Origin of the sequence: Nostoc sp. (genome assembly GCF_036917555.1) — a bacterium.
Lineage (GTDB): Bacteria > Cyanobacteriota > Cyanobacteriia > Cyanobacteriales > Nostocaceae > Nostoc.
In genome coordinates this window covers 151595-174852 of sequence record NZ_JBALDD010000047.1, presented here as the reverse complement: position 1 = coordinate 174852, position 23258 = coordinate 151595, and the positions used below count along the sequence as shown (strand labels likewise).

Sequence of the window (23258 nt, the reverse complement as noted above, 5' to 3'; positions counted from 1 at the left end):
TTGATTTTTTTGTACAAGCACTACTGGCTGACTCTAATAATAATTATCTGTCTCGCCCATCACTGCTTCCTAAATATTAGACCTGAATCCTTACCCAAAAACAAATAGGACAGATAAGATATGTTCCAGGTGGCTTGATGTTAAGAGTTTTGTAACCACAACAAGGACAAGGGTAAAGTCCTTCAGTATCCATGTTTTTCAGGAAACCACTAAAACAAGCAACAAGTAGTTATCAGTTATATATCAGTTAATTGCTGTTCACTGTTTATAGATCAGGACAGTCTACTAATATACAACAATACTAAAAATGTTTCGGGACTTTAAAAGTGGTGGCTACAAATCAGAAGATACAAACGTTTCTGATAATTAAATGTAAATAGTTATTACTTATTATTGAGAATAAAAATCTGATTTAGGGTAGGTAAATAATATTACTATATGAGCCAGTAAAGTATTGTTTTATTCTGATTGTAGAGAAAATATTCAATAAAAACCCCTTTGTGACAGCTAGGGTGCGGAATGTGGGTTGTACTGTTGTGTCAATTTCCCGCAGGGTACGAGAGTTTAGTGGTATCAAATCAGTAGGAGTCGAATCCCCAACTGAAGAACTACCTCCTATCATCTTTAAGATATACCCAAGATAGATGTAATAGTATCTAATATGTGCTAATTACTCAATACTACCAACTGAAGGATTGAAAATTAGTATTTTTCTACATAAAATAAAAAATCTAAAATTAAAAATTGGTAACGACTGATGGTTAGGAGTGTTAGAGTTTCAAGAAATTCACCGAAACTTTTCAGCGGGTATTCATGCTGAAGAAACTACAGAAAAAGCAAATTTCGATAATTGCAGGTGCGGCACTGTTTGCCTTTTTAACTGGGGCAATGGTATCAGCACCTGAGATTGGCAAGTCTCTAGGGAAATGGCTTAAACTGAGTCAGAATCAAGCAGAGCAAAAATCAGATGGTAGTGTTGCTCAATCAGCCGTCTTTGGGCTGATTGAGCAATCACTGCCAGAACGGGCGGCAAAACTAGCAACGATCGCTCAAGAATCGCGATCGCCAGATCGGAATCGCGCTCGTTATCTTTTGGCGAGTGATTATATTGAAAGAACCCAAGGGCAAAAAGCTCTGGTTTTACTCCAAGGACTAGAGAAAGACTATCCCATCCTCGCACCCTACATTTTGCTCAAACAAGCTCAAGCAGAGGATATGTTGGGCGAGGACGGCAAAGCTTCGGATCTCAGGCAAAGGGTGCTAAAACTGTATCCCAAAGAACCGGCCGCAGTGAAAGCCCTATATCTAATTGCTCAAGCAAAGCAACAAGAAACTGCGATCGCTCAATTTCCTTCCAATCCTCTAACTTGGGAAATTATCCGCAAACGCTTGCAAGAAAATCCCAATCAGCCACAATTACAATTGATTTTAGCTAAGTATGCCTACGATCAACCAGGTATAGTCGGTGTTTTGGATCAGCTAATAAAACAGACTACCCTCAAACCTGAAGACTGGGAACTCATTGGTACTAGCTATTGGGAAAATAGTCAATTTCCTAAAGCAGCCAATGCTTACGCCCAAGCACCCAAAACATCGCGTAACCTCTACCGTACTGCACGAGGCTTACAGGTGGGAGGCAAAGATAAAGAAAAAGCAATCGCCACCTATCAACAATTAGTGCAGCAATTTCCCAATAGTGAGGAAACTGGGACGGCACTACTGCGGTTAGCAGAAACCGCAAAAACATCTAAAGACGGCTTACTGTATGTTGACCAGGTAATTAGTAAATTTCCCAAACAAGCTGGTACTGCACTGGCACAAAAAGCCAAAACTCTCCAAACTCTTAAGGATCAAAAGTCAGCTAGCGCGGCGTGGCAATTACTCATAGGTAAATACGGTAACTCTGACGAAGCAGCAGAATACCGTTGGAAAACTGCCCAAGATAAAGCCAAAGCCAAAGATTACGTCGGTGCTTGGCAATGGGCAGAACCAATCGTCACTAATAATCCCAATAGTATTTTGGCTCCAAGAGCAGGCTTTTGGGTAGGTAAATGGGCAGCTTCACTGGGAAAACAGCAAGAATCTAAAACTGCTTATGAATATGTGATTAGCCAGTTTCCCTACTCTTACTATGCATGGCGAGCCGCGACAATGTTAGGGCTAAATGTCGGCAACTTTGACAACGTCCGCGTCATGAACCCGGAAGTAATCGCACCCCAGCGTCCATTACCACCTGCTGGTTCTGAAACTTTCAAAGAATTGTATCTGTTGGGTCAAAACCGCGATGCCTGGTTACAATGGCAAACAGAATTTCAGAACAAAATGCAGCCAACAGTTGCAGAGCAATTTACTGAAGGGTTGATGCGGCAGGCTAAGGGAGAAAATCTCATCGGAATTGATGAAATTTCTAAATTAGAAGACCGAGAAATACCAGCCGAACTTGCCCAATATCAGACTCTGAGTAAACAAATCACCTACTGGCAAGCGCGTTATCCATTTCCCTATTTGCGAGAGATTGAAAAGTGGTCTATTGACCGTAAACTTAATCCTTTGCTAGTAACTGCTTTGATGCGTCAAGAGTCACGGTTTGAACCAAAAATCAAATCTGTCGCTGAAGCTACTGGTTTAATGCAGCTGTTGCCGAGTACAGCTAAATGGATCGCCCCACAAATCAAGGTGGATTTCAAAACAATCAACTTAGAAAATCCCAATGATAACATCATGCTGGGTACATGGTATTTGGGTCATACCCACGATCAATATAACAATAACTCCTTGCTGGCGATCGCTAGTTATAATGCTGGCCCCGGCAATGTCTCCAAATGGTTGCAAACTTTAACTACAAAAGATCCAGATGAGTTTGTTGAAGAAATTCCCTTTGATGAAACCAAAAACTATGTGCGGCAAGTATTTGGCAACTACTGGAATTATCTAAGGCTTTACAACCCTGAAATTTCTGGCATCGTAACAAAGTACTCGACTACACACCCACAATTACCGGCGCGATAATCTTAGAAAGTTATGAGTTGTGAGTGTTGAGTTCAAGCAATTTTTTAATTCAAAGTTCACAACTCATAGTGATATCTGTTTAACTAATTACTAATAGGTATTACCTTCAATGCTGTTATTACAGCCATAAATGCTGGTACATTCAAGTAGGGCATAGGTAATAGCAAAGCCTGGTCAAAAGCATCACTTTTACCCAGGTTTACGATGTGCTATTATTGACAGTTGAAGCTCGTAAATAACTTTTCATCTGCTGGCAACAGTGTTATAAAACGCAATTTTTGGAGAGGCGATCGCTAATAGCTTGAGTTGATTACACCTGTGGCGTTAATATATCTTAATGTATTCAGTATTGCTTTTTTAGCGCCCCAATGGAGTTAACCTCAAAAGAATTTAAGTCAGAACTGATATTAGAAGTCCAAGCCTGCCTGCAATTAGCAATTCCTTTGGTAATTACTCAAATATTAGAAGCGGGCATTCCTTTATTGGATGGGGTAATGATGGGCTTACTTAACAGCCAAGCTTTAGCTGCGGGTGCTTTAGGCGCTGTTACCTTTTCTACCTTAGCTTCCGTTTGTCGTTCTGTTCTTTCAGCCGTGGGTGTGAGTGTTGCTAACGCTTTTGGTGCAGGAAAGATAGACCAAGTGAGCCGTGCTACCGGTCAAGGAATTTGGTTAGCCGTGACGATGTGCTTACCTGTGATGTTTATCATTTGGCACTTTGACTATATCCTGCTGCTAACTGGTCAAGAACAAAGCAATGTATTATTAGCTCAAACATATTTGCGGTCTATTGTTTGGGGTTTTCCGGCTGCACTCGGTTTTTGTATCTTAAAAGAAGTTAGCTCTGCCCTGAATCGTCCCCAATTCTTAACAGTAATTACGGTAGCTGGACTATTATTAAATGCGGTTGTTAATTACGTGCTAATGTTCGGTAAATTTGGTTTACCAGCCTTTGGTTTAGCCGGTATCGGTTGGGGAAGCACACTCATTTTTTGGCTAAATTTTATCGCTGCCGCCAGTTGGATTTGCTTTGATAACTACTTTCAATACTATCAGCTTGATTGTGCTTTGCATCAGTTCGATAAAGATATGTTTATAGATATCTTCCAAACTGGGTGGTTTTTGGGGTTGCAATATGGAGCAGAAATTGGAGTATTCACTGCCACTGCTTTACTGATGGGGTGGTTTGGAACAGAGACGTTAGCAGCACATGAAATTACCGTCGAGACAGAAAGTTTTGTCGAAACAGTGTCTATAGGTATTTCCTATGCCGTTACGATGAGAGTAGGACAGTTGAGGGGACAAAACGATCTCAAGGGTGCAAGCACAGCGGGATTAGTCTGCATTGCGCTTGTTACTCCTTTTATAAGTATTGTGGCATTAATTTTTTGGCTGTTTCCCAACTATATTGTGGCAATGTATTTGGATACCAGTAATCTAAATAATATCGAGATAGTTAAAACGGCAACTTCTTTCCTCGCTGCGGGGGCAATAGTCCAAATATTTTATTCTATTCAGACTATTGCTGCTGGTGCTTTAATTGGGTTGAAAGATACCAAAGTACCAGTGTTAATTACTATGTTCGCTTACTGGGGAGTAGGTCTAGGTGGGGGCTATCTAATGGCATTCACTTTCGCCTGGGGTGCTATAGGTTTATGGTTGGGTTTAGTACTAGGGCTACTTGTGGGTGCAGTGCTTTTAACTGGGCGTTTTTATCTTTTGACTTCTGAGATTGAGTCTGGTTGACTAAAGAGGTAGAGGGGCAAGGGGAATAGACTTATTGTATTGCAAGTTTTCACTCATGTTTCCTTGTCTCCCCTGCCCCTGCCCCTGCCCTGACAGGTGTAGGTTTGTTGCACAGCAATCAAAAAATAAAGCATAGAAGTAAGTGGGATAGGTAACTCAAATGCTGAAAAATGAGTACCTTAAACAGTGGTCGTGCATAGTATCAACAATGCCCACTTCTGATTACTGTTGAGAAGGTCTAAGTCTATCCCGCCAAGATGGTTGTGGCGATGAAGAACCTGAAGAACCAGAACTATTTGAAGGAGGCAACTCTCGCCGACTTCTTCTAGGCGGCGGTGAATCAGATTCTACTCTTCTGGAGCGTCGCCGTGGAGTAGATGATTCTGAGGAGGAGTTACTAGAAGTTGATTCGCTGCGATCGCGTCTTCTCCGTCTTGGGGTATAATCGCTCGATTGCTGTTCTTCTTGAGAATATCTTCTTCTGCTTCTACGTCTTTGAGATGAACCACTCTCCTCAGAATTAGAATTTCTAGCTCTTTCACCTTCTGAGTCATCATCATCTTTAGAGGCAATAGAACGATTCAGCACTTGTTTGGGCTTGATGGACTGGGCTTTGATAGTGCCTTTGCGACCGTCTAACTTGGGTCGTTTGGGAAACTTTTCTACAGGCATCCCCTCTACCGCTTTTTCCATAAATTCGTGCCAGGTGTAAGCGGCACTACTACTACTGCCATCAGTGGGGTGGTTGTCATCGTTACCTAGCCATACCCCTGTCACCATCTGAGGAATGTAGCCAATAAACCATAAATCGCGGGCTTCGTCGGAGGTGCCGGTTTTGCCTGCAACTGGTCTATTATCTAATTGGGCAGCACCACCAGTTCCCGCTTCGACGACGTTGCGTAGCATCCAAGTCATGATGGCGGCACTGTCAGCATCAAGGGCGCGTTTTGACTTGAAATTAGCTGACCAGATGACTTTGCCTTGGCGGTTGAGGATGCGAGTAATACCATGAGGTTCTGCGTGCAATCCCTGAGTTGCAAAACTGCCATAAGCGCTAGTCAACTCTAGCAGATTGACTTCATTTGAGCCGAGTGCTAAAGAGTAGGTGGGCTTGAGTTCAGATGTTATCCCCATCTCATGGGCAAGTTTAATCGTTGGTATAAATCCCACATCAATCAACACCTTGACCGCAATAATATTAACAGAGCGGGTGAGGGCATCTCGGATGTTCATTGAACCGTGGAAGTTTTCACTATAGTTTTTCGGTTCATAGCCGTCTACAACAAAGGGCGCATCTTCGTAGCTATCGTAAGGGCTTTTACCGGTAGCGATCGCAGTTGCATATACAAACCCTTTAAATGTCGATCCTGGCTGCCGTTGTGCCTGGGTAACTCGATTAAACTGATTTTTACCAAAGTCTTTTCCCCCAACCATTGCCTTAATTTCACCGTTGCGGGGGTCTATGGCCACCATTGCCGCTTGCTTAAAGTTTTCCCAGCGTCCTTGATTTCGCAATGTTTTTGCAACTGCCTCTTCTGCCACCTTCTGCCAACTTGGGTTGAGCGTGGTTTCTACTACTAGACCCCCACTTTTTAGCACGTTAGCAGAAACATACTTGGGCAATTCTTTTTGGATATAGCTGGTAAAGTAGGGTGATTCTACTTGGACTCGCTTGGGTGAACTACTTTTGAGGGTTAATGGCTCCTGAACGGCTACTTGCCTTTGCTCTGGTGTAATTACTTTATCTTCTTGCATCCGTAGCAATACCAAGTCCCGCCGCCGTTTTGCCGCATCGGGATTTTTGTCTGGGGCGTATAAGCTAGGAGCAGGAGCTAATCCAGCAATCGTTGCCATTTGGGCGAGGGAAAGTTGGTCTGGCGACTTACTAAAGTATACCCAGGCGGCATCTGTTACACCGTAAGCTCCACCTCCCAAATAAACCAGATTTAGGTAACGCTCTAGAATCTGATCTTTGGTTAATTCTTGCTCCATTTTTTGAGCTAGGCGGACTTCCTTGAGTTTGCGCCAGATTGTCTGTTCTTGTTTCAAAAATAGAATCCGCGTTAACTGTTGGGTGATGGTGCTACCACCTTCTACCACACCTTGCGATCGCAAATTATTCAAACCCGCTCTGACAATCCCTTGCGGATCGACTCCGTTGTGTTGCCTAAATCTTCTATCTTCTGAGGCGATGAAAGCTTTTTTTAAATTATCTGGTATTTGTTCTAGCTTTAGCTGTTCTCTGCTCGCTTCACCTTGTTGTTGTAATATCGCGCCATCAGCAGCTTTAATGGTCAGTGTTTGCTCTCGAAACACAGCATTCAACTCAGACTTATCTGGCAAAGTCCGATCTATTAAACTAATGCCGTAGATCGAGGCAAGTATCCCACCACCAACACCCAAACTCGCCCAAAACCAGATGCGGCGATAGAGCGGTCTAGCGCCAGTTGCCCGATTGACCCTCATCTTAGATGGTAAAATTTTCATTTTGCTCAGTAACTGCCTCGTCTGTGCCAGATGTGCTGGTGGTAAGCTATCATTCGTTCCTCCTTGTCCAAAGTCACTCAAATTAGTTGGTCTTCGCTTGAACCAGGAGGTAAGCTTCCCCACGTCAGTTCCTCGCTCAAAGTAGTAAGCAATTATATAACCATCAATCAACTTTGGGGTTATACTACTACCATTGTGTTAGTATAATATCCTATAAATAATTAACTAAATTCACTATAAAATAATGTTTTTTAAATTTGGTTAATTTAGTTTTGTAAAAAATGCTGCAATTTTAATAACTACTACGAATATAAAAGCTATTGACAAGTATCCGCAAAGACAGCCCGAAAACGGCTTATGTCAGGAAAGTATAATGTCTACACCGGGCTACGACGAAGCAGAGCTAAGACGAAGCGCCGTTGCTCTTGGTAGTAATATCGGCGATTCCCAGACAATTTTAGAAGCAGCTATAGAGACTTTAGCCCAAACGCCAGGTATTGTTTTAGAAGCCAAATCCCATTGGTATCAAACCAAAGCTGTCGGGCCACCACAGCCAGATTACCTCAATGGCTGCGTCACATTGCAGGTAGAAATACTCCCCCAGCAATTATTAGAAATTTTGTTAGGAATTGAACAACAATTTGGGCGTGTGCGTCAGGAACGCTGGGGGCCACGAATTATAGATATGGATTTGTTATTATATGATGACATTACTTTGGATACATCAAATCTCCAGATTCCCCATCCACGAATGCGGGATCGGGCCTTTGTGTTAGTCCCACTGGCAGAAATTGCCCCAGATTGGATAGAACCAGTTTCCGGGTGTGTTATTAAAGAGCTGTTGAAAAAGGTAGACTGTTCTGATGTACATTTATGGATGGACTATTAAAATTACCATCCTTAAAAGTAGAAGAACACTGATTTTGCCTCTGTATTCACAGATAATCAGATTTTATTATGCCATTAGGTAGAGAATTACCACAACTGCTGAGACAACGCTTGTTTCATAAAGGACGCAAGTTTGATTTTGAAGTTAATCGCTTGCGTTTGCCGAATAAATCGGAAGGAGAATGGGAATGTATTCGTCACCCTGGTGGTGCCCTAGCTGTACCAGTGACAGCGGAAGGTAAACTTATACTGGTACGCCAGTATCGTTTTGCGATTCAGGGACGGATATTAGAATTTCCGGCGGGGACAGTGGAAGTAAGTGAAGAACCTTTAGAAACAATACAGCGTGAAATTGCCGAAGAAACTGGCTATAGTGCCCAAAAATGGGATAAATTAGGCGAATTTTTCCTAGCTCCTGGCTATTCTGATGAAATTATCTATGCTTTTCTGGCGCGAGATTTAGAAAAGCTGGAGACACCACCACCACAAGATGGAGACGAGGATATCGAAACTGTGTTTATGACTCCTGAAGAATTAGAAAAAGCTATTCTAGAGGGAGAGCCGGTAGATGCTAAATCAGTTTCTAGCTTTTTTCTAGCGCGTCCGTTTTTAGGTTAATACCCTTATGCTGCTAGAGTTAGCGATTGCAGATGCCTATGGTGCAGATTTTGAATATGCTGAGGAAACGATCGCTAACAATGATTTGAGTCGATACGTCGAACATCCGCGTTTTCGACTCAATCCTGGCAGCTACACTGACGACACCCAGATGAGTATTGCCATTGCTGAAGTAATTGTTTCTCAAGTACCGTGAACGGCAGAAGTTTTAGCCGATAGTTTCATTAGAGCCTTCAAACGTGATGAGATAGAAGGTTATGCTCGAAGCTTCTACCATTTTCTGAGATAAATTCAAGATGGGGAAGAGTTTTTAACGAAAATTAACCCTGAGAGTGACAAAAGCGGGGCGGCGATGCGTGCAGCCCCCATTGGCATCTATCTGACACCAAGAAAAAGTCATTGAGGCGGCAACAATTCAAGCGGCAATTACCCACACCCGATGGGATCAATGCTGCCGTTGCGGCTGCCTTAATGTCACATTATTTTATCTATCGACTGGGAGCAAAACGCAAATTAGGAGAGTTTCTGGAAGGTTATGTATCTGGAGAGTGGAATCAACTCATTCCAATGAGAAGGAACATTCCTATTACAAAGCTAAATCAAAAACCTGTTGTGCAGTTAGGTTGAGTTTGGGAAAGGTGGGGGAAATAATCACATCACTACCCCTGAATAACTTTTTTATATATTCTCCATCAACTAGTTCGCAGACAAAAAGAGCAGGTTGTTTGGGGTTTCCAATAAAATCACGTCCCCCTAACCCGGCATAATCTACAATCCAGTATTCGGGGATACCCATCTCCTCATAGTCCCCAAACTTGTCATAGTAATCGTCACGCCAATTGCTGCTCACAACTTCTACTATTAATTTGACGGAAGTTGAGTTTTGAATAACTGATTCACTTTCCCAACGTGTTTCAGTATCAATAGTTTCTTGGTTCAGAACAATGATATCCGGTTCGTAACCTGACTGATGGCGATTAGGTTTAATTATCGATTCTCTAGGAATAAACCAAATATCGCCTTTAGCTGTATCTCTAAGAGGGTGTTTATAAAATAAATCTTAAGCAGTTGAGCAATGATGATTGTGGGCTAATCGACGTAACATTAGATGCGTCATTGCGGCGTATATCATGGTTTCGCTTGTTTGAGGATGATATTCGTAATCTTTACTCAGACGACGATAGCGACCAAGCCATGCAAGTGTACGCTCTACAACCCAACGTCGAGGCAATACTTTAAAACCTGAAGCGTCATCAGAGCGTTTGACGATCTCAATTACACAACCAATAAAATATCTGACCCAATCGACTAATTTTCCTGCATATCCACCATCCGCCCAAATTAAATGTAATTTGGGGAAAGAATATCGAATTTGATTTAGTACAAGCTTTGCTCCATCACGGTCTTGAATTGAAGCAGCATGTACAACAACGATTAAAAGTAAACCCATCGTATCGACAAGAATATGGCGTTTACGACCATTAATCTTTTTTCCAGCATCATAACCATCAATCCCTCCTTTTTCAGTTGTTTTAACCGTTTGAGAGTCTATAATTCCAGCAGATGGTTCTACGTCTCGTCCTTCAATTTTACGCAGTTGCGATGGCGTAACCGCCCGCTGGAAGCGATCGCAATACGGTATGAATTTTTTGCCATACCCCTTTACGCTCCCAGCGTCAGAAATATGAATATACCGTTTGCCATGCAGGTAAATCGTGAGGCATCATTTGCCATGAGCAGCCTGCACGCAATATGTAAAAAATCGCATTTACTACTTCGTGCATATCTACTTCACGCTTTTTTCCACGCTTTCGCTTACATTCTGTTGGAATCATTGGTTTTATCAAATTCCATTCGATATCGGAAACGTCTGTGGGATAAGGTTTTCGACTCATGGCATCCAATTCAAATCTGACGACTGTCTCTTTTAAAACACGTGTCCTGAAGAAGAAATGCCGTGCTCTTTATTTTTTATTTATAAACACCCTCTAATAGTTATAAGTAGTTTTTCAATCAAGGAACCTGTTAATTTAGAATGCTTGCCTCTAGGCTTAGGCATTTCAACAATTACCCCATTATGTAATTCGTAGCGCACTTGTGAGGTTTCTGGATACCATTCGATAAATTCATCGAAAGTAAATATTTTTGGTTCGGCTTGTATTTGGTTCATAAGGTTTGGTAGTAATCCTTGCTTTGAGCGATGAATTGCTCACTACAAACTAGGATTTTATTTATGTTGAATTATGCCTACTGGTTTGTCAAACCCATTTTGACGTTTGCACAGACGCGATAAATCACCGTCTCTACAGAAAATTTATTTGTCAATTATTTCTTGACAGACTACTACCTACTTATTAAAAAGGCTGATAGCGCACTGAAAAATTAAACCCATTCTCTTGCAGCGAATTACCGCGATCGCTTGTGCCAATTAATGGTATACCATAGTCTGCACGCAATACCAAACCGTTAAAAGGTTGCCAGTTCAAGCCCAACCCCAAGCTGGCAATGGTTTGCGGGTCTGCATTAATACCGCGATTATTCCAAGCTGTACCGATGTCGAAAAATGGGATTAGCTGTAGTGTTTCCACATTTGAGGCCAGGGGAATCCGAACTTCCATACCTCCAACTACCCCATTGTCAGCAACAATTTGATTTTGATCGTAACCGCGCACTGTATCAACTCCTCCAATGCTAATTTTTTCCAACGAAAGTAAGGAATCAGGTGTAAGTTGGGTGTTAACTTTGGCTAGCATCAAGATGCGGGGAGATAGTCGTTGTACCCATTGAAATTGTCCCACCCAAGAGAAAAAACGCCCATCAGTACCACTATCGTTAATGGTTGCGTCAATTGCATCAATCCCAAAACTAAATTGCGATCGCGCTGCTAAAACACTGTTAGCGTTACGTTGTAACCAATCTTGGGAAAAGCGGATTACCGTAACTCTTGATTCCCCATCTTCGGGGCCTTCGGTAAAGGAGAAGGGGATATCATTGAGTATGTATGTTTGACTGCGCCGTAAATCGAATGCTAACGAGAGAGCAAATTCTCTGTTTGGCGTGTGGATTAGTGGTTGACGGACGTTAAAAGAAAGGGTTTCGGCTTGGCTGCGAATATTTAAGTCACGAAATTCGCTTTCAATAATGCGGCTAGCGCTGTTGCTGTAGCGGACACCAATGGTTCCATCTAAGGCGTTGAAGGGAATAGAATAATTGATATCGTAAATGTCTAAACCTTCGCTACCACCATATTCAGCACTAAATTTATCCCCAAATCCTAATAAATTATCATGAGCAAGAAAAACACTCCCTTGTTCTGAGCCTACGCTAGTTGATTGGTTATTTGCAAAAGTAACTCCAAGGTGGAATGGTGGCGATTCGGTAATTGTCACCTGTAAAATATTATTTCCAGGAGTGCTACCTGCAGTTAACTCAGCATTAACTCGTTGAATCACCGGATCAAGTTGTAATAATTGTAGTGCTTGTTCGAGACTTTTTTGATTTAAAGGCTTACCTGCAAGCCGTTCAATCCGGGAACGCACATATCCAGGCTGCAATCTTTGTAACCCTAAAATGGAAATTCCTTCAAGTTCGCCTTCCACAACTTGAATTTGCACGACACCGCTAGCGACATTTTGATTGTTGGAAATAAATGCACCACTGGTGATATAGCCATTATCAACATAGAGTTGAGTGATTTGCGATCGCAGTTGCAATAACTGCTCAAATGTAATTTTTTTATTTTCTAAAGGCTGTTTTAACTTGATGATTTCATCTTCTAAAACAGAATAGCCTATGACTTGAATTTCTTTAACAAAGAACTTTTCACCGCTAGGAAAAGTTGTATCGGGTAGATTTTCCTGTGGGGGTGATGGGAGTATGGGGACAGTTGGTGTCGGTGGTGTGGGCAGAAGAGTTGGTGTCGGTGATGGTTGGGGTAGAGTTTCTTCGACTTTCCCCGGTGTATCGGGAGGAATTGTGACTCCCGATGGGGGTGTCGATTGTGCAAATACTGCAAGTGGAGTAATGCTGATGCAGGTAAGTAATATGAAAAAAAGCTTTTGAAACTGAAAGTATGAACCCATTGTTTATATATGATATGTAAAATTTGTAAAATAATTTTTGCAAGTTACAATAGGGTATCTGAGAGGATAAAATACCCAGATATCCGACTTTTATTTAATAATTAATAAAGCATATATGATGTTATATCATGTCCAGATTAATCATTAATCAAGCAGGCATGATGTTAGTAGATTCTCTAAAATTGTGTTCTCAGGCTGAAATCTGGAACAGGATATTCTTATTTAATTAAAATACCATAATAGTTTTCTTGATGATTGCATAAAAGTGCAAATCATCAAGAAACGATTTGGAAATGTCTAAGATTATTGATGGTCGCCTCCATGACCATAAAAAGTTATTCCATAGGTACTGCAAAGATCGGCCTGACGCATGAGATCATAAGTACCATCGCTATAAATAGCTTTGACATCATAGGTACAATGATTACTATTATTGCCAAAGGTAACGGTGTCAGATGAACCGTTAACAATATCTGAATTGAGAATATTACTACCCCAATATTTAGATTTTGTTGAGGATACATACAATTGAGTGATTTCTAACTCATTGTTGTTGTAAACTAAAAAATCGCGCTCGTCTGCAAGAGCATTTTGGCTAGTTAATGGTACTATTGGTAATGCCAAAGCTGTTGTTAAAAGTATGTTGCGAAATAGTTTGGAAAGCATAAAAACCTCTCAATCTGAGTGAATAAAAATTACAAGATTTTTATCAGCAACGGTTAATCAATGATGGTTTTGGTTGTTTTTCGATTCATTAACTGTTTCTTTAATACTCAGATTAAGGGATATGACTAAGTAATGCATTCACCATTTATGCACATATAGTTACATGAATTGTATGGTGCGATCGCATGATGGTGCGTCCCATTTTGCAGAAAACTGTGTATGCGATTTTTCCGATATGTGCAATATTTATTTTGAACAACTTCGACTCAAGATTAATTGCCCATTGGGTAATTGATACAATCCTTGTGGTTCAATTATTGGGTCGCCTTTTTTCCAAGGACGTGGTGCTGGTTCCACATTACGCACATCACCAGTTGTGTAGGCTGAAGTTAACACATCTCCGGGAGTATAGCGTAAAGCACCAGAACCTGTGATGGTAAAAGAGTTTTCTTGTCGCTTGGTGCCGCGTGAAATGCAGCTATTGGCAATGAGTGCGTTGGTATCGATAACGTTTGGTGATAATCCGGTGAAGCTGTTTTGGATTGAACTATTGTCAGGAGAATTAACATCAACAGTTCCTGATAAGCCTACTCCAGAATTCGCTGTAATATATTTAGAAACATCGCTGGGTTGAGTACCAACAAATGCACCTTGGGAGTTGACTACAACTCGACCACCGCGAGAATTGTCTGAGTTAACGCTGATGCGGCTATTTTCTAAAGCGATTAAGAATTTTGTTGTATATATATTGATATTGCCACCAAAGACATTTTCGCCTGTGGCATCGGTAGTAATGTTGCTACCATGACGAAGGGTTAAATTTTGGGTGTTGAGGTTGATGGTTGCTTGTTCTCGGTTGGGATCTTTATTTGGGCTACGGGTGTTGGCGTTGAGGGAGGCTTTGTTGTCTAAGTTGATGCGATCGGCGTTGATGGTCATAATACCTGCGTTACCTGTTCCCAGACTATTCACAAATACCCCAGCGCGATCGCTTATAAGTAAATTTTGGGTATCAACCTGCAAATCTCCTGCATCTCTAGACCCTAAAGTGCTAGTAGAGATAGTGCTGGGAGTAGTATTGAGTGAACTACTTACAACCTCTATTGAGTCTTTAGCATTTATGGTCAAATTTCCTGGGTGACCAAGCTGACTCGCAGTGCTAATATCTCCACCATCGAGAACACTCAGTCGTTCCGTATTAATAGTTAATTGCCCACTATTTCCAGTACTGAAAGCGCTCGTCGTCAGCCGACTTCCTGTAGTAATTTTCTCTCCTGTTTGTCGATCAATCAGCGTTGTTATGCCGCTCAAGCTAACGGAATCTGAAGCGTTAACTAATAAATCGCCACTACTACCATGTCCTGACGATTGCGTACCAATGTTTCCACCGTTGGCCAGTGTAAGCGATCGCGTTTGAAGTTCGATATTCCCACCATCTCCTTTACCACTGCTAGAAGATGAAATGGACACCAAGCCATTTAAAGAAATAAAGTCATCTGCGATAATTTGAATATTACCTGCCTTACCATCATCCAGATTTGTAGAAGTAATAAAGGTATTTGCACCACCGTCAATAGAAAGTTTTCTCGTACGAATTTCAATATCACCGCTTGACTCGCTATTAACTCCACCAAAACTGGATGCACCAGAATTACTAGTAATAGTACTTCCATCAGAGAGCGAAATGGTATCCTCAGCTTTTAGACTTATTTTTCCGCCTTGTCCTTGCCCTAAAGTACTAGAAGTTATAAACCCTTGGTTACTCAAGTTAATTGTTTGAGCTTTAAGCGTAATATTCCCAGCATTACCAATGGAACCTGGTTGAGTAGAAGAATTTAATCCGCCATCAATAAATTGAACACTACCAGATGCGTTGACTGTCAAATTTCCCCCTTTACCCTTACCGGATGTGCCACTAAACACCTTTGTCCCATTCCGCATAAGTAAATTTTGGGTGTTGATGTCAATATTTCCACCATTTGCCTGTCCATCATTGCCAGAGGATAGTACAGCGCCATCAGTGAAAGAAACCGATGGTGCAGAGATTTGAATATCGCTACCATTGCCCACAGCCCCTGATTCTACATTGGCAAATATCCCACTATTTGTACCTGTAAAAGAAATGGTGTCCTGAGCTTTGACAGACACAAGTCCCGCATTTCCTTCACCCCCAGAATAAAAACCTGCTTGCAATTGCGCCCCATTGCTTAAGGAAACTGTTCTCGCTGAAATCTCAATATTACCAACATTGCCCTTGGCTTGCTGTCCTTGAGGACTGCCAATATTGCTGGCAATCAAACTATTATTGGCAAAGAAATTGTCTTGAGCCTGCACCAGTATGTTACCTGCATTCCCCTGTCCTGCATTACTAGACCTAATAATCGCTTGGTTGCTTAAGTTAATCGTTTGAGCATTAACCGTAATATCTCCAGCATTTCCAGTTGAATCTCGTTGAGCATAAGAATCCAAGCCACTACCAATTAATTGAACGCTACCAGATGCGTTGACTGTCAAATTTCCCCCCTTGCCCTTACCAGATGTACTAGTACTAATAAACGCCCCATCACGCACTAGTAAATCTTTTGTGGAAATTGTCAAGTTTCCCCCATTTCCAGTTGCACCTGGATAAACTTGAGCAGCCAAATAAGTGAGAGTATTATTAAGTTCCACCGACTCAGTAGCATTGACAACTAATCCCCCACCATTATTTGCTTCCAAGGTGCTAGCTTCTATTTGGGAACCATCACTCAACGTGATACGCTTACCAGTTACCTGCACATCACCTGCACCTGTCCCACTCGCGTCAACTGATGCTTTTTGAGTTAATTGAATATTGCCAAAATTTTGAACGCCACTATAACCCAACGAAAAGCCTTTATCCGTCGAATTCAAGCTAACCAAACCTTCTCCAGAGACACTACCTAACTCTATCCTTCCCCCAGCAGTCTTAATGGTTGCACCTTCTAAATTGATATCATCACCCACCAATGCCAAAGTTTGATTAGAAGGCACTCGTAACCCAGAATTAGTATCAATTAAATCTACGGTGCTTCTAAGTCCTGTGCCATCACCCTGTACTGTAATTTTTCCAGGGTTCGCGCCAAATTGTAAACCTAGAGGAATGCTGATAGTTAGCAAAGGTGCGTTTTGAGGGGTAGTTGCACTAAACTCTCTACCATCAGCGAATTTTACACTACTTGCTGTTGTCCCCACAAACGAACCCTGCACATTTAAACTAGCATCTTTCCCAAAAACAATTCCATTGGGATTTATCAAAAATAAATTGGCATTAGAACCAGCTATATTACCATTAATAATCTGGAAAGTACCTAGGTTACCCAAAATTTCTGAAGGGTTATTACCTGTGACCCGTGCCAAAATATTCTGGATGTCAGCATTAGGAGTAAAAAAATAAGCTCCTCTATCAGCGCTAACATTAAATTCTCCAAAGCTGTGAAACAGATTGATTTGGCGAATCGCACCACCTGTAATTACTTCAATCGGTTGTCCCTGAAAGTTGCCTATCACTTGAGATGACTCAGCGCCAAGTGTGTTGTCAGGTACGATATTACTTGGCTGTGCCAGGGTTTTATTAATGAACAGACTTATATTTAACCAGCCCAGAAACCCCGTCAATCCCAACTGCAAACACTTATTTAAGGCGTATTTGATCGTCATAGGGTGCTATTCATATAGATTATTTGAGTATCTAATAAAACTGTACTTTTGGACAATAAACAAGACAATATTCGTTAATTATGCAGTTTTCTGCAATGGGACATCATATTTATGCATTCTCCGGTTTTTTGAATGTTTCCCTAGAGCAACGTTCTTAATGCAAGGTGCGATCGTATTTATTTAGTACATAAGTTTTATATTGAAACTAGGCGATCGCATTTTGGTTTTTGACGAGTACGATAAGTCTGAAACCGCCTGTTAAAACCATATTATGACTAATTTACACAGTGCGTAAGTCTTATAAATTGCAGAAAACTGCACACTTTCCGAAAGCTCGGTTTTCAATGCCTATTTCTGGTAATTTAAAAAATAAAAGCGAATAGAATTCACACGCTAGTTGCTTATGGGCAAAACCCCCAGACGCTCACTGACTCGCTAAAGTGTCTCCCTTTCTCCCAAAGGGACAGGCTAAGGTCTGTCGTAGGATAACCTGCGTAGCATCTACTTTAGGAGAAGGGCGGTAGAGAGAAGACTGCACTGCCTTTGCTATACAAATTACTAAATTAAAATATGAAATTCCAAAATAAATATCTCAACCTCTTACTTATTGTACCTTTGGGATTCTGCACAAGGCTAATTCATCTCTTCACCCAGCAATACCAAAAACTAAATCACCATCGATTGATTAAAGTATTATTTTTGGCAAGTCTCGTAATTTGTTTATTGTTTGGACAAGTTGTATCTGCACAAACTCCAAATGTCACTGTACTAATTGAACAAGGAATTAAAGACTATAATGCCGGAGATTTTGTTAATGCTATAAAAAATTGGCAAGAAGCATTAAATCAGGATAAAAATAATCCGTCAGTTACAGCAGTTGTGAATGAAAATTTGGCGCGTGCTTACCAACAAATAGGAGAAAGCAAAGCAGCAATTACATCCCTATCGGCAGCAATTAATAACTATAATACGGTGAATAATGTCCAGCAAGTCGGACGCATGAAGTCAGAACTTGCCCAAGTTTACAGCAATTTGGGACAGCCTCGCAAAGCGATCGCACTTTTGTGTGGCAAACTAGTAGATAAGTCGAAAAATTCCGAAAATCAACTAAATCACGAAGAAAAATGCACTCCAGAAAGTGCTGAACAAATCGCCACCAAATACAACGACAAACACGGTCATGTTGCAGCTTTGGGTATTCTTGGTGAAGCATATCGCTTAATCGGAAGTTACGACCAAGCAATTAAGTATCTAGACACAGCGCAACAAGTTGCTCCCGAATCTAAATTTTTGGTGTTTAATAGTTTGGGTAATGCTTATAAAAGTCGCGGTCAATTGCGAGAGTTACAAGCCGATTCGGCAAAGAAGGCTGGTATTTTTAGTAAAGAAAAAGAATTTACTCAAAATTCACAAGAAGACTACAACAAAGCTTATCAATATTTTCAAGATAGTATAAAACTCGCCCGCAACGAAAAACAACCTTTAGCAGAGATGCGGGGATTATTAAATTTTATTCAGTTGGCTTCCCAGACAAATAAGAGCAAATTTATTAATGATGAGGAGTTTAATAAAGCCCTTAAGGATGCTTTAAAAGTTCTCAAAGCTTTGCCTGATTCCGCCACAAAAGTCTATGGCGCAATTGATTTAGCATACTTGCAGCGCGATGCTAAAGGAACTTCACCCTTTACCTACTGTCCAACTCAGTTGGTTTTATCTGGAGACAACGAAGCATTAAATTTGCTCGAAAACTCAGTATTAACAAGTAAAAAATTACAAGATGAGCGCCTCATTTCTTATGCTAATGGTGCTTTGGGTCATTTCTGGGAATGTAGCCCAGATAATGAAAAAGCATTAAATAATCAAAAAACATTCAATAATCAAAAAGCATTAAAATATACCCAAGCTGCTCTCATCGCAGCAGACAGCAAGTTGAGTGCAAAAGATAGCTTGTATTTGTGGGAGTGGCAAGCTGGACGGATTTTAGACGAACAGAAGCGAAAAGAAGAAGCGATCGCATCTTATCAACGAGCATTTGATACCTTAGAAGATATCCGCCAGGATATTTTGACCGCCGAACGAGATGTACAGTTTGACTTCCGCGATGTCGTTCGACCATTATACCGGACATTGGCACAGTCGCGGCTCGATTTGCTAGGAGTTGGGGCAATTGCAGACGAAGGACGTGGGAAGGAACTATCGAAAGTAGTTAACACCATCGATGCTCTGAAACTCGCAGAATTACAGAATTATTTTGGCAATGATTGCATTTTGAGTGGGTTGAATCCCAAACAGGTGGGCGAACTCCTTGAAGATAACAGTGTAGCCTTTAAGAAGACTGGGTTTTTGAGTTCAATAATTTTAGATGGCAAAACCGGGATATTATTGCAGTTACCCAATCAGGCAACTAAATTTAAGTGGATTGAAAACCGCAATCAACAAGGTGAGAAAATAGTTAGCAGTGAAACCCTACAGAAAAAAATTGCCGAGTTTCGCACCGGACTAGTTAAAAAAGAAGAAATTAATTACGATACAACAATTGCAGCACAGCTTTATGATTGGATGATTCGTCCCTTTGCTGAGGATATCAACCCAGAGAAAGTCAAAACTCTGGTATTTATTCAGGATGGGTTTTTGCGTAGCGTTCCAATGGCGGCACTTTATGATAGCAAACTCAACAAATATTTAGTTGAAACCTACGCAGTTGCGACAACTCCCAGTTTACGACTTAACACACCTAAAATACGCGATCGCAGTACGCAAAAGGCGTTAATTTTGGGTTTGACAAAACAAGCCACTATCGACGGCAAGACTTTTGAACAACTTTTTGCGGTTGCCGATGAAATCAGTGCAGTTGAAAGTATATTCCCCAATCATACCCCCCTGATTGACGATAATTTTCTCCCCGAAAGTTTTCAAGACAAACTTGATAAAACCACATATCCCATTGTTCACATAGCTAGTCACGCTCAATTTGGCATCATTCCTGAAGACACCTTCATTGTCACAGGGAAAAACCAAAAACTTACCATTAGCCAATTAGAAAACTCACTGCGAAACCTCAACAGTAAATCAGATAGCGTCGAACTACTCACACTAACTGCCTGTGAAACCGCAGTTGGCGATGACCGTGCCACACTAGGATTAGCTGGAGTTGCATTGCAAGTTGGGGTTAAAAGTGCGATCGCATCTTTGTGGAGTGTTACCGATCAATCGACATCCAAACTAGTGAAAACATTTTACGCCAACTATCGCAACACTGGCATGAGTATTGCAGAGGCTTTACAAACGGCTCAAATCAGAATGATTCATGCTAAGAAATTACCGCCATCAGAAGGTGTCAATATCATGTACGATCATCCTGCATATTGGGCACCAATGGTTGCGATCGGTAATTGGCTTTGAAAAAGATCCCCAGTACCGCAAGGCGGAAGTCAAAAGGAGCCAGTGCGTTGGGCGGCTCTGCCGACTTGAAGCAACTGGCGTTCAAAAGTCAAAAGTCAAAAGAATTGTATTTCAAGCTCTTGCGCCATTTGAAATGGTATGTTTATTTACGCAGTGCTGTGCTAGTAGTTTGCAAAAGGAACTTGACTGGGTAAAGGGGAAAGGTGTTTATATCCCTTAGTTGCACAAAATTCATTCTGAATTCTGGTGACTGACGCTTTTATTCTGTTTCGATAAATTACCATAGGGACGCATAACTATGCGTCCCTAAAGCAAATTGCTGTAAACCTTTAGAAGGTGAAAGTTGTTCTCAGCGTACCGATAATTGCATCATCGTTATTGCTGTTTTGACCAGGAGAGGTCAACCAGATTACACCAGGAGTGATTGAGATGTTATCTGACACGCGATATTTGTAAAAGCCTTCAAAGTGATAAGGTATATCATTACCAGTACCAGCAAAAACTCCTCCTCGGTTACGCGCATAAGGTTCTGCACCAGCAAAAATACCTAAAACGTTACCCTTTTTACCAAGGTCAGGTAAGGCTACCCCAAGACCGTAGCTCCAAGCTTCATAATCATCATCAGCACCAACGCCTGTGACATCGTGGTAAGAAATGAAGCCACTAATTGACAGTTTGTCACTGGGTCTGAAAGCTGCCGACACACCATAGGAATTACTGGAAGATGGGTTTAGGAGGGTGTTAGCTTGATTAGTACCTACGACGCGGATAGTGCCTGGATTACCACTACCTCCATCAAATAAACCGATACTTCCAGCACCATTATAACCGTGAACGTAGGTAGCACCTATAGAGAAGCGATCGCCAACACTAAAGTTCAACTGTCCAAGAGCTGCATAGTTACCTTCCAATAAACCTTGATTTGGCCCAGGATCATTAGCATTTGACGCCAAATAACCTATAGTCAATGAAGGTTTGAAAAAACTGCTACTGCCACCTAAGGGTAAAGTTAGTGCTGCACCTGCACCACCACCAATGCGATAAATCGGACTTTCAGAAGCAAAGGTAGACAAGGCACCATTACCACCATCAAAATCCTCAAAGTAAGGGTTGTTAGTGGGCACATAATCACTATGAATACCTCCGGTGCCCGCAAAGTAAGCTTGAACTGGGCCTATAGGTACGTAATAGGCCAGCCAGTCTATAATTACACCGTTGTTACCAGTGCTACCGATTTGAAAACTTTGTGTGCCTTCAGCAGTATTGATCGCAACACCATCATTTCCTACTTGTGTAAAGGCTAGTGCATTCCCGGCTGCAAGACGGGTGTGTAAAAGGTCTTTACCCGTGAAACTGGTTTGCAAGTCTAAACGTATCCTATCTTGGAAGACAGTATTATTCGCATCGCCAGTATTATTGCCAAAAATATCAGTAGCGACAAAAATAGCTTCACCCACCAATTTTGTGGTAGTAGAAAACTGATTGGCTTCTAGTTCAGCAGTCCGTGCTTCTACAGAATCGACTCGACCGCGTAGAGTTGCCAGTTCTGCCGAGAATTCCTCTTGCAAACGCTGGAGAGTCGCCAAATCCTGTTTTGTCACCAAGTCAGTAGTTGCTGTCGCAATCAGTTCATTAACTCGATCTAAACAAGCATTCAAACCTGCGGCAAACTCATAACGAGTCAGTGCCCGATTGCCACGGTAAGTGCTATTAGGGTATCCTGCAATACAACCGTAGCGTTCAACCAAGGATTGCAAAGCTTGGAATGCCCAATCAGTCGGCTGTACATCAGAAAATTGAGAAACTGATGTAACTTGAGACAGTGAATTCTGGTTTTTGCCTTCGTTGGTGTAGCGATTAACCTCTTCTAAAACCTTATTCTCATCAGTCTTTTGGGCAACCAATTGCTGATTAACTTTTGGTTGCTCTATTTGAATGAATATTGAAGCATTAGCAGCTATTGGTGCTTCTGTCTGAGCAGCTTTTGGCTTTATATCTTCAGAATAACTTGCTACTTTAGTAGCCATAGCCCTAGCAGAAACCAACACCGTCACTCCCAAAACTACTGGACTTAGTACCAGAGTTTTCCACAATAGATGAGACATTTTTATTTTCCTTTCCCAAAAAATAACCGAAATCAGTTGGTTCAAGAAAAAGAGAACAAGTGATTATTCTACTTGTTGGGAATCTTATCAGATTGCTGTTACCTAAGCTATATATCTAAGAAAATTTTTACAGATAAGGAATTGTCAAGTTTTGCAGATAATTTATTTGCAAAAGGTTGAGTTTATAAGGTAATTTCGGACGATTTTGTGCTATTCATGGACTTTATCTTCTTGTTTTTAACCCTGATTTGCGGTAGTTGCTTTTTATCTTTAAATTTATTCCTGAATCAAGAAAGTATATTTATATATGGGGTTTTGATGATAAATTAGTAATTATTGATTATTAATTATTTTGAACCTCCAACCTGCCGAATGTCGGATAAATCAATACTGTTCAGTTAAGCCCAAAATCCTTAGTAAAGACACAAAATTTTACTTCTTACCACTGCGCTAACGCGTCTCTACAGTTTGAAAATCAGTACTAAAAACTTTACCAAGGGGATTTAGATATAAATGTTAGTGTAAATAATCTTTAATAGTAGCCAGTTTTGTGTTGGAATAGCGACCCCAAATACATC

The 23258-nt window shown here is 41.2% G+C and carries 13 protein-coding genes and 3 pseudogenes; 7 read left to right on the top strand and 9 right to left on the bottom strand.

Annotated elements, in window-relative coordinates; genetic code table 11:
• Positions 1-76: 76 nt before the first annotated feature.
• Positions 77-193, bottom strand: coding sequence for a CPCC family cysteine-rich protein (locus V7K60_RS35330; protein ID WP_442944423.1), 117 nt, complete (start codon positions 191-193; stop codon positions 77-79).
• Between the two features lie 620 nt (positions 194-813).
• Here V7K60_RS35330 and V7K60_RS18865 point away from each other — a divergent pair.
• Entirely contained in the window at positions 814-3009 is a 2196-nt protein-coding gene (locus V7K60_RS18865) for a lytic transglycosylase domain-containing protein (protein WP_334927339.1), read from the top strand.
• A gap of 368 nt (positions 3010-3377) precedes the next feature.
• On the top strand, positions 3378-4754 hold the full coding sequence (locus V7K60_RS18860) for an MATE family efflux transporter (protein WP_334927338.1): 1377 nt from the start codon (positions 3378-3380) through the stop codon (positions 4752-4754).
• Between the two features lie 222 nt (positions 4755-4976).
• On the opposite strand, the gene V7K60_RS18855 is transcribed toward V7K60_RS18860, so the two are convergent.
• On the bottom strand, positions 4977-7364 hold the full coding sequence (locus tag V7K60_RS18855; RefSeq protein ID WP_334927337.1) for a transglycosylase domain-containing protein: 2388 nt from the start codon (positions 7362-7364) through the stop codon (positions 4977-4979).
• A gap of 250 nt (positions 7365-7614) precedes the next feature.
• Here V7K60_RS18855 and folK point away from each other — a divergent pair, with 250 nt between their 5' ends.
• From folK to V7K60_RS18835, 4 genes are all read left to right on the top strand, one after another.
• The gene (folK, locus tag V7K60_RS18850) at positions 7615-8130 is read left to right on the top strand and encodes a 2-amino-4-hydroxy-6-hydroxymethyldihydropteridine diphosphokinase (protein WP_334927336.1); all 516 of its coding nucleotides are present in this window, start codon (positions 7615-7617) and stop codon (positions 8128-8130) included.
• Positions 8131-8198: 68 nt separating this feature from the next.
• Positions 8199-8747 carry an NUDIX hydrolase gene (locus V7K60_RS18845; RefSeq protein WP_292857803.1) on the top strand — a complete coding sequence of 183 codons (549 nt, stop codon included), beginning with the start codon at positions 8199-8201 and terminating at the stop codon, positions 8745-8747.
• A 7-nt stretch (positions 8748-8754) separates the two neighbouring features.
• Positions 8755-8943: an ADP-ribosylglycohydrolase family protein gene (locus V7K60_RS18840; RefSeq protein ID WP_334927335.1), complete on the top strand. Its 189-nt coding sequence runs from the start codon at positions 8755-8757 to the stop codon at positions 8941-8943.
• Between the two features lie 203 nt (positions 8944-9146).
• On the top strand, positions 9147-9374 hold the full coding sequence (locus V7K60_RS18835) for a hypothetical protein (RefSeq protein WP_334927334.1): 228 nt from the start codon (positions 9147-9149) through the stop codon (positions 9372-9374).
• Here V7K60_RS18835 and V7K60_RS18830 read toward each other — a convergent pair.
• The 6 genes and pseudogenes from V7K60_RS18830 to V7K60_RS18805 form a co-directional block, all read right to left on the bottom strand.
• A pseudogene (locus V7K60_RS18830) lies at positions 9334-9771 on the bottom strand (Uma2 family endonuclease); the annotation flags it as partial. The gene V7K60_RS18835 and the pseudogene V7K60_RS18830 sit on opposite strands and share 41 nt — an antisense overlap.
• 36 nt (positions 9772-9807) lie before the next feature.
• Positions 9808-10642 (bottom strand): annotated as a pseudogene (locus V7K60_RS18825) (IS5 family transposase).
• A 92-nt stretch (positions 10643-10734) separates the two neighbouring features.
• Positions 10735-10917: pseudogene (locus V7K60_RS18820) on the bottom strand (Uma2 family endonuclease); the annotation flags it as partial.
• 184 nt (positions 10918-11101) lie between these two features.
• Entirely contained in the window at positions 11102-12829 is a 1728-nt protein-coding gene (locus tag V7K60_RS18815) for a ShlB/FhaC/HecB family hemolysin secretion/activation protein (RefSeq protein WP_334927333.1), read from the bottom strand.
• Positions 12830-13132: 303 nt separating this feature from the next.
• Positions 13133-13495, bottom strand: coding sequence for a hypothetical protein (locus tag V7K60_RS18810; protein WP_334927332.1), 363 nt, complete (start codon positions 13493-13495; stop codon positions 13133-13135).
• A 246-nt stretch (positions 13496-13741) separates the two neighbouring features.
• Positions 13742-17173, bottom strand: a complete 3432-nt coding sequence (locus V7K60_RS18805) for a two-partner secretion domain-containing protein (protein WP_334927331.1) — start codon at positions 17171-17173, stop codon at positions 13742-13744.
• Positions 17174-17743: 570 nt separating this feature from the next.
• On the opposite strand from V7K60_RS18805, the gene V7K60_RS18800 reads away from it, so the two are divergent.
• Positions 17744-20575 carry a CHAT domain-containing protein gene (locus tag V7K60_RS18800; RefSeq protein WP_334927330.1) on the top strand — a complete coding sequence of 944 codons (2832 nt, stop codon included), beginning with the start codon at positions 17744-17746 and terminating at the stop codon, positions 20573-20575.
• A gap of 329 nt (positions 20576-20904) precedes the next feature.
• Here V7K60_RS18800 and V7K60_RS18795 read toward each other — a convergent pair whose 3' ends face one another.
• Entirely contained in the window at positions 20905-22680 is a 1776-nt protein-coding gene (locus V7K60_RS18795) for an iron uptake porin (protein ID WP_334927329.1), read from the bottom strand.
• Between the last annotated feature and the right edge of the window lie 578 nt (positions 22681-23258).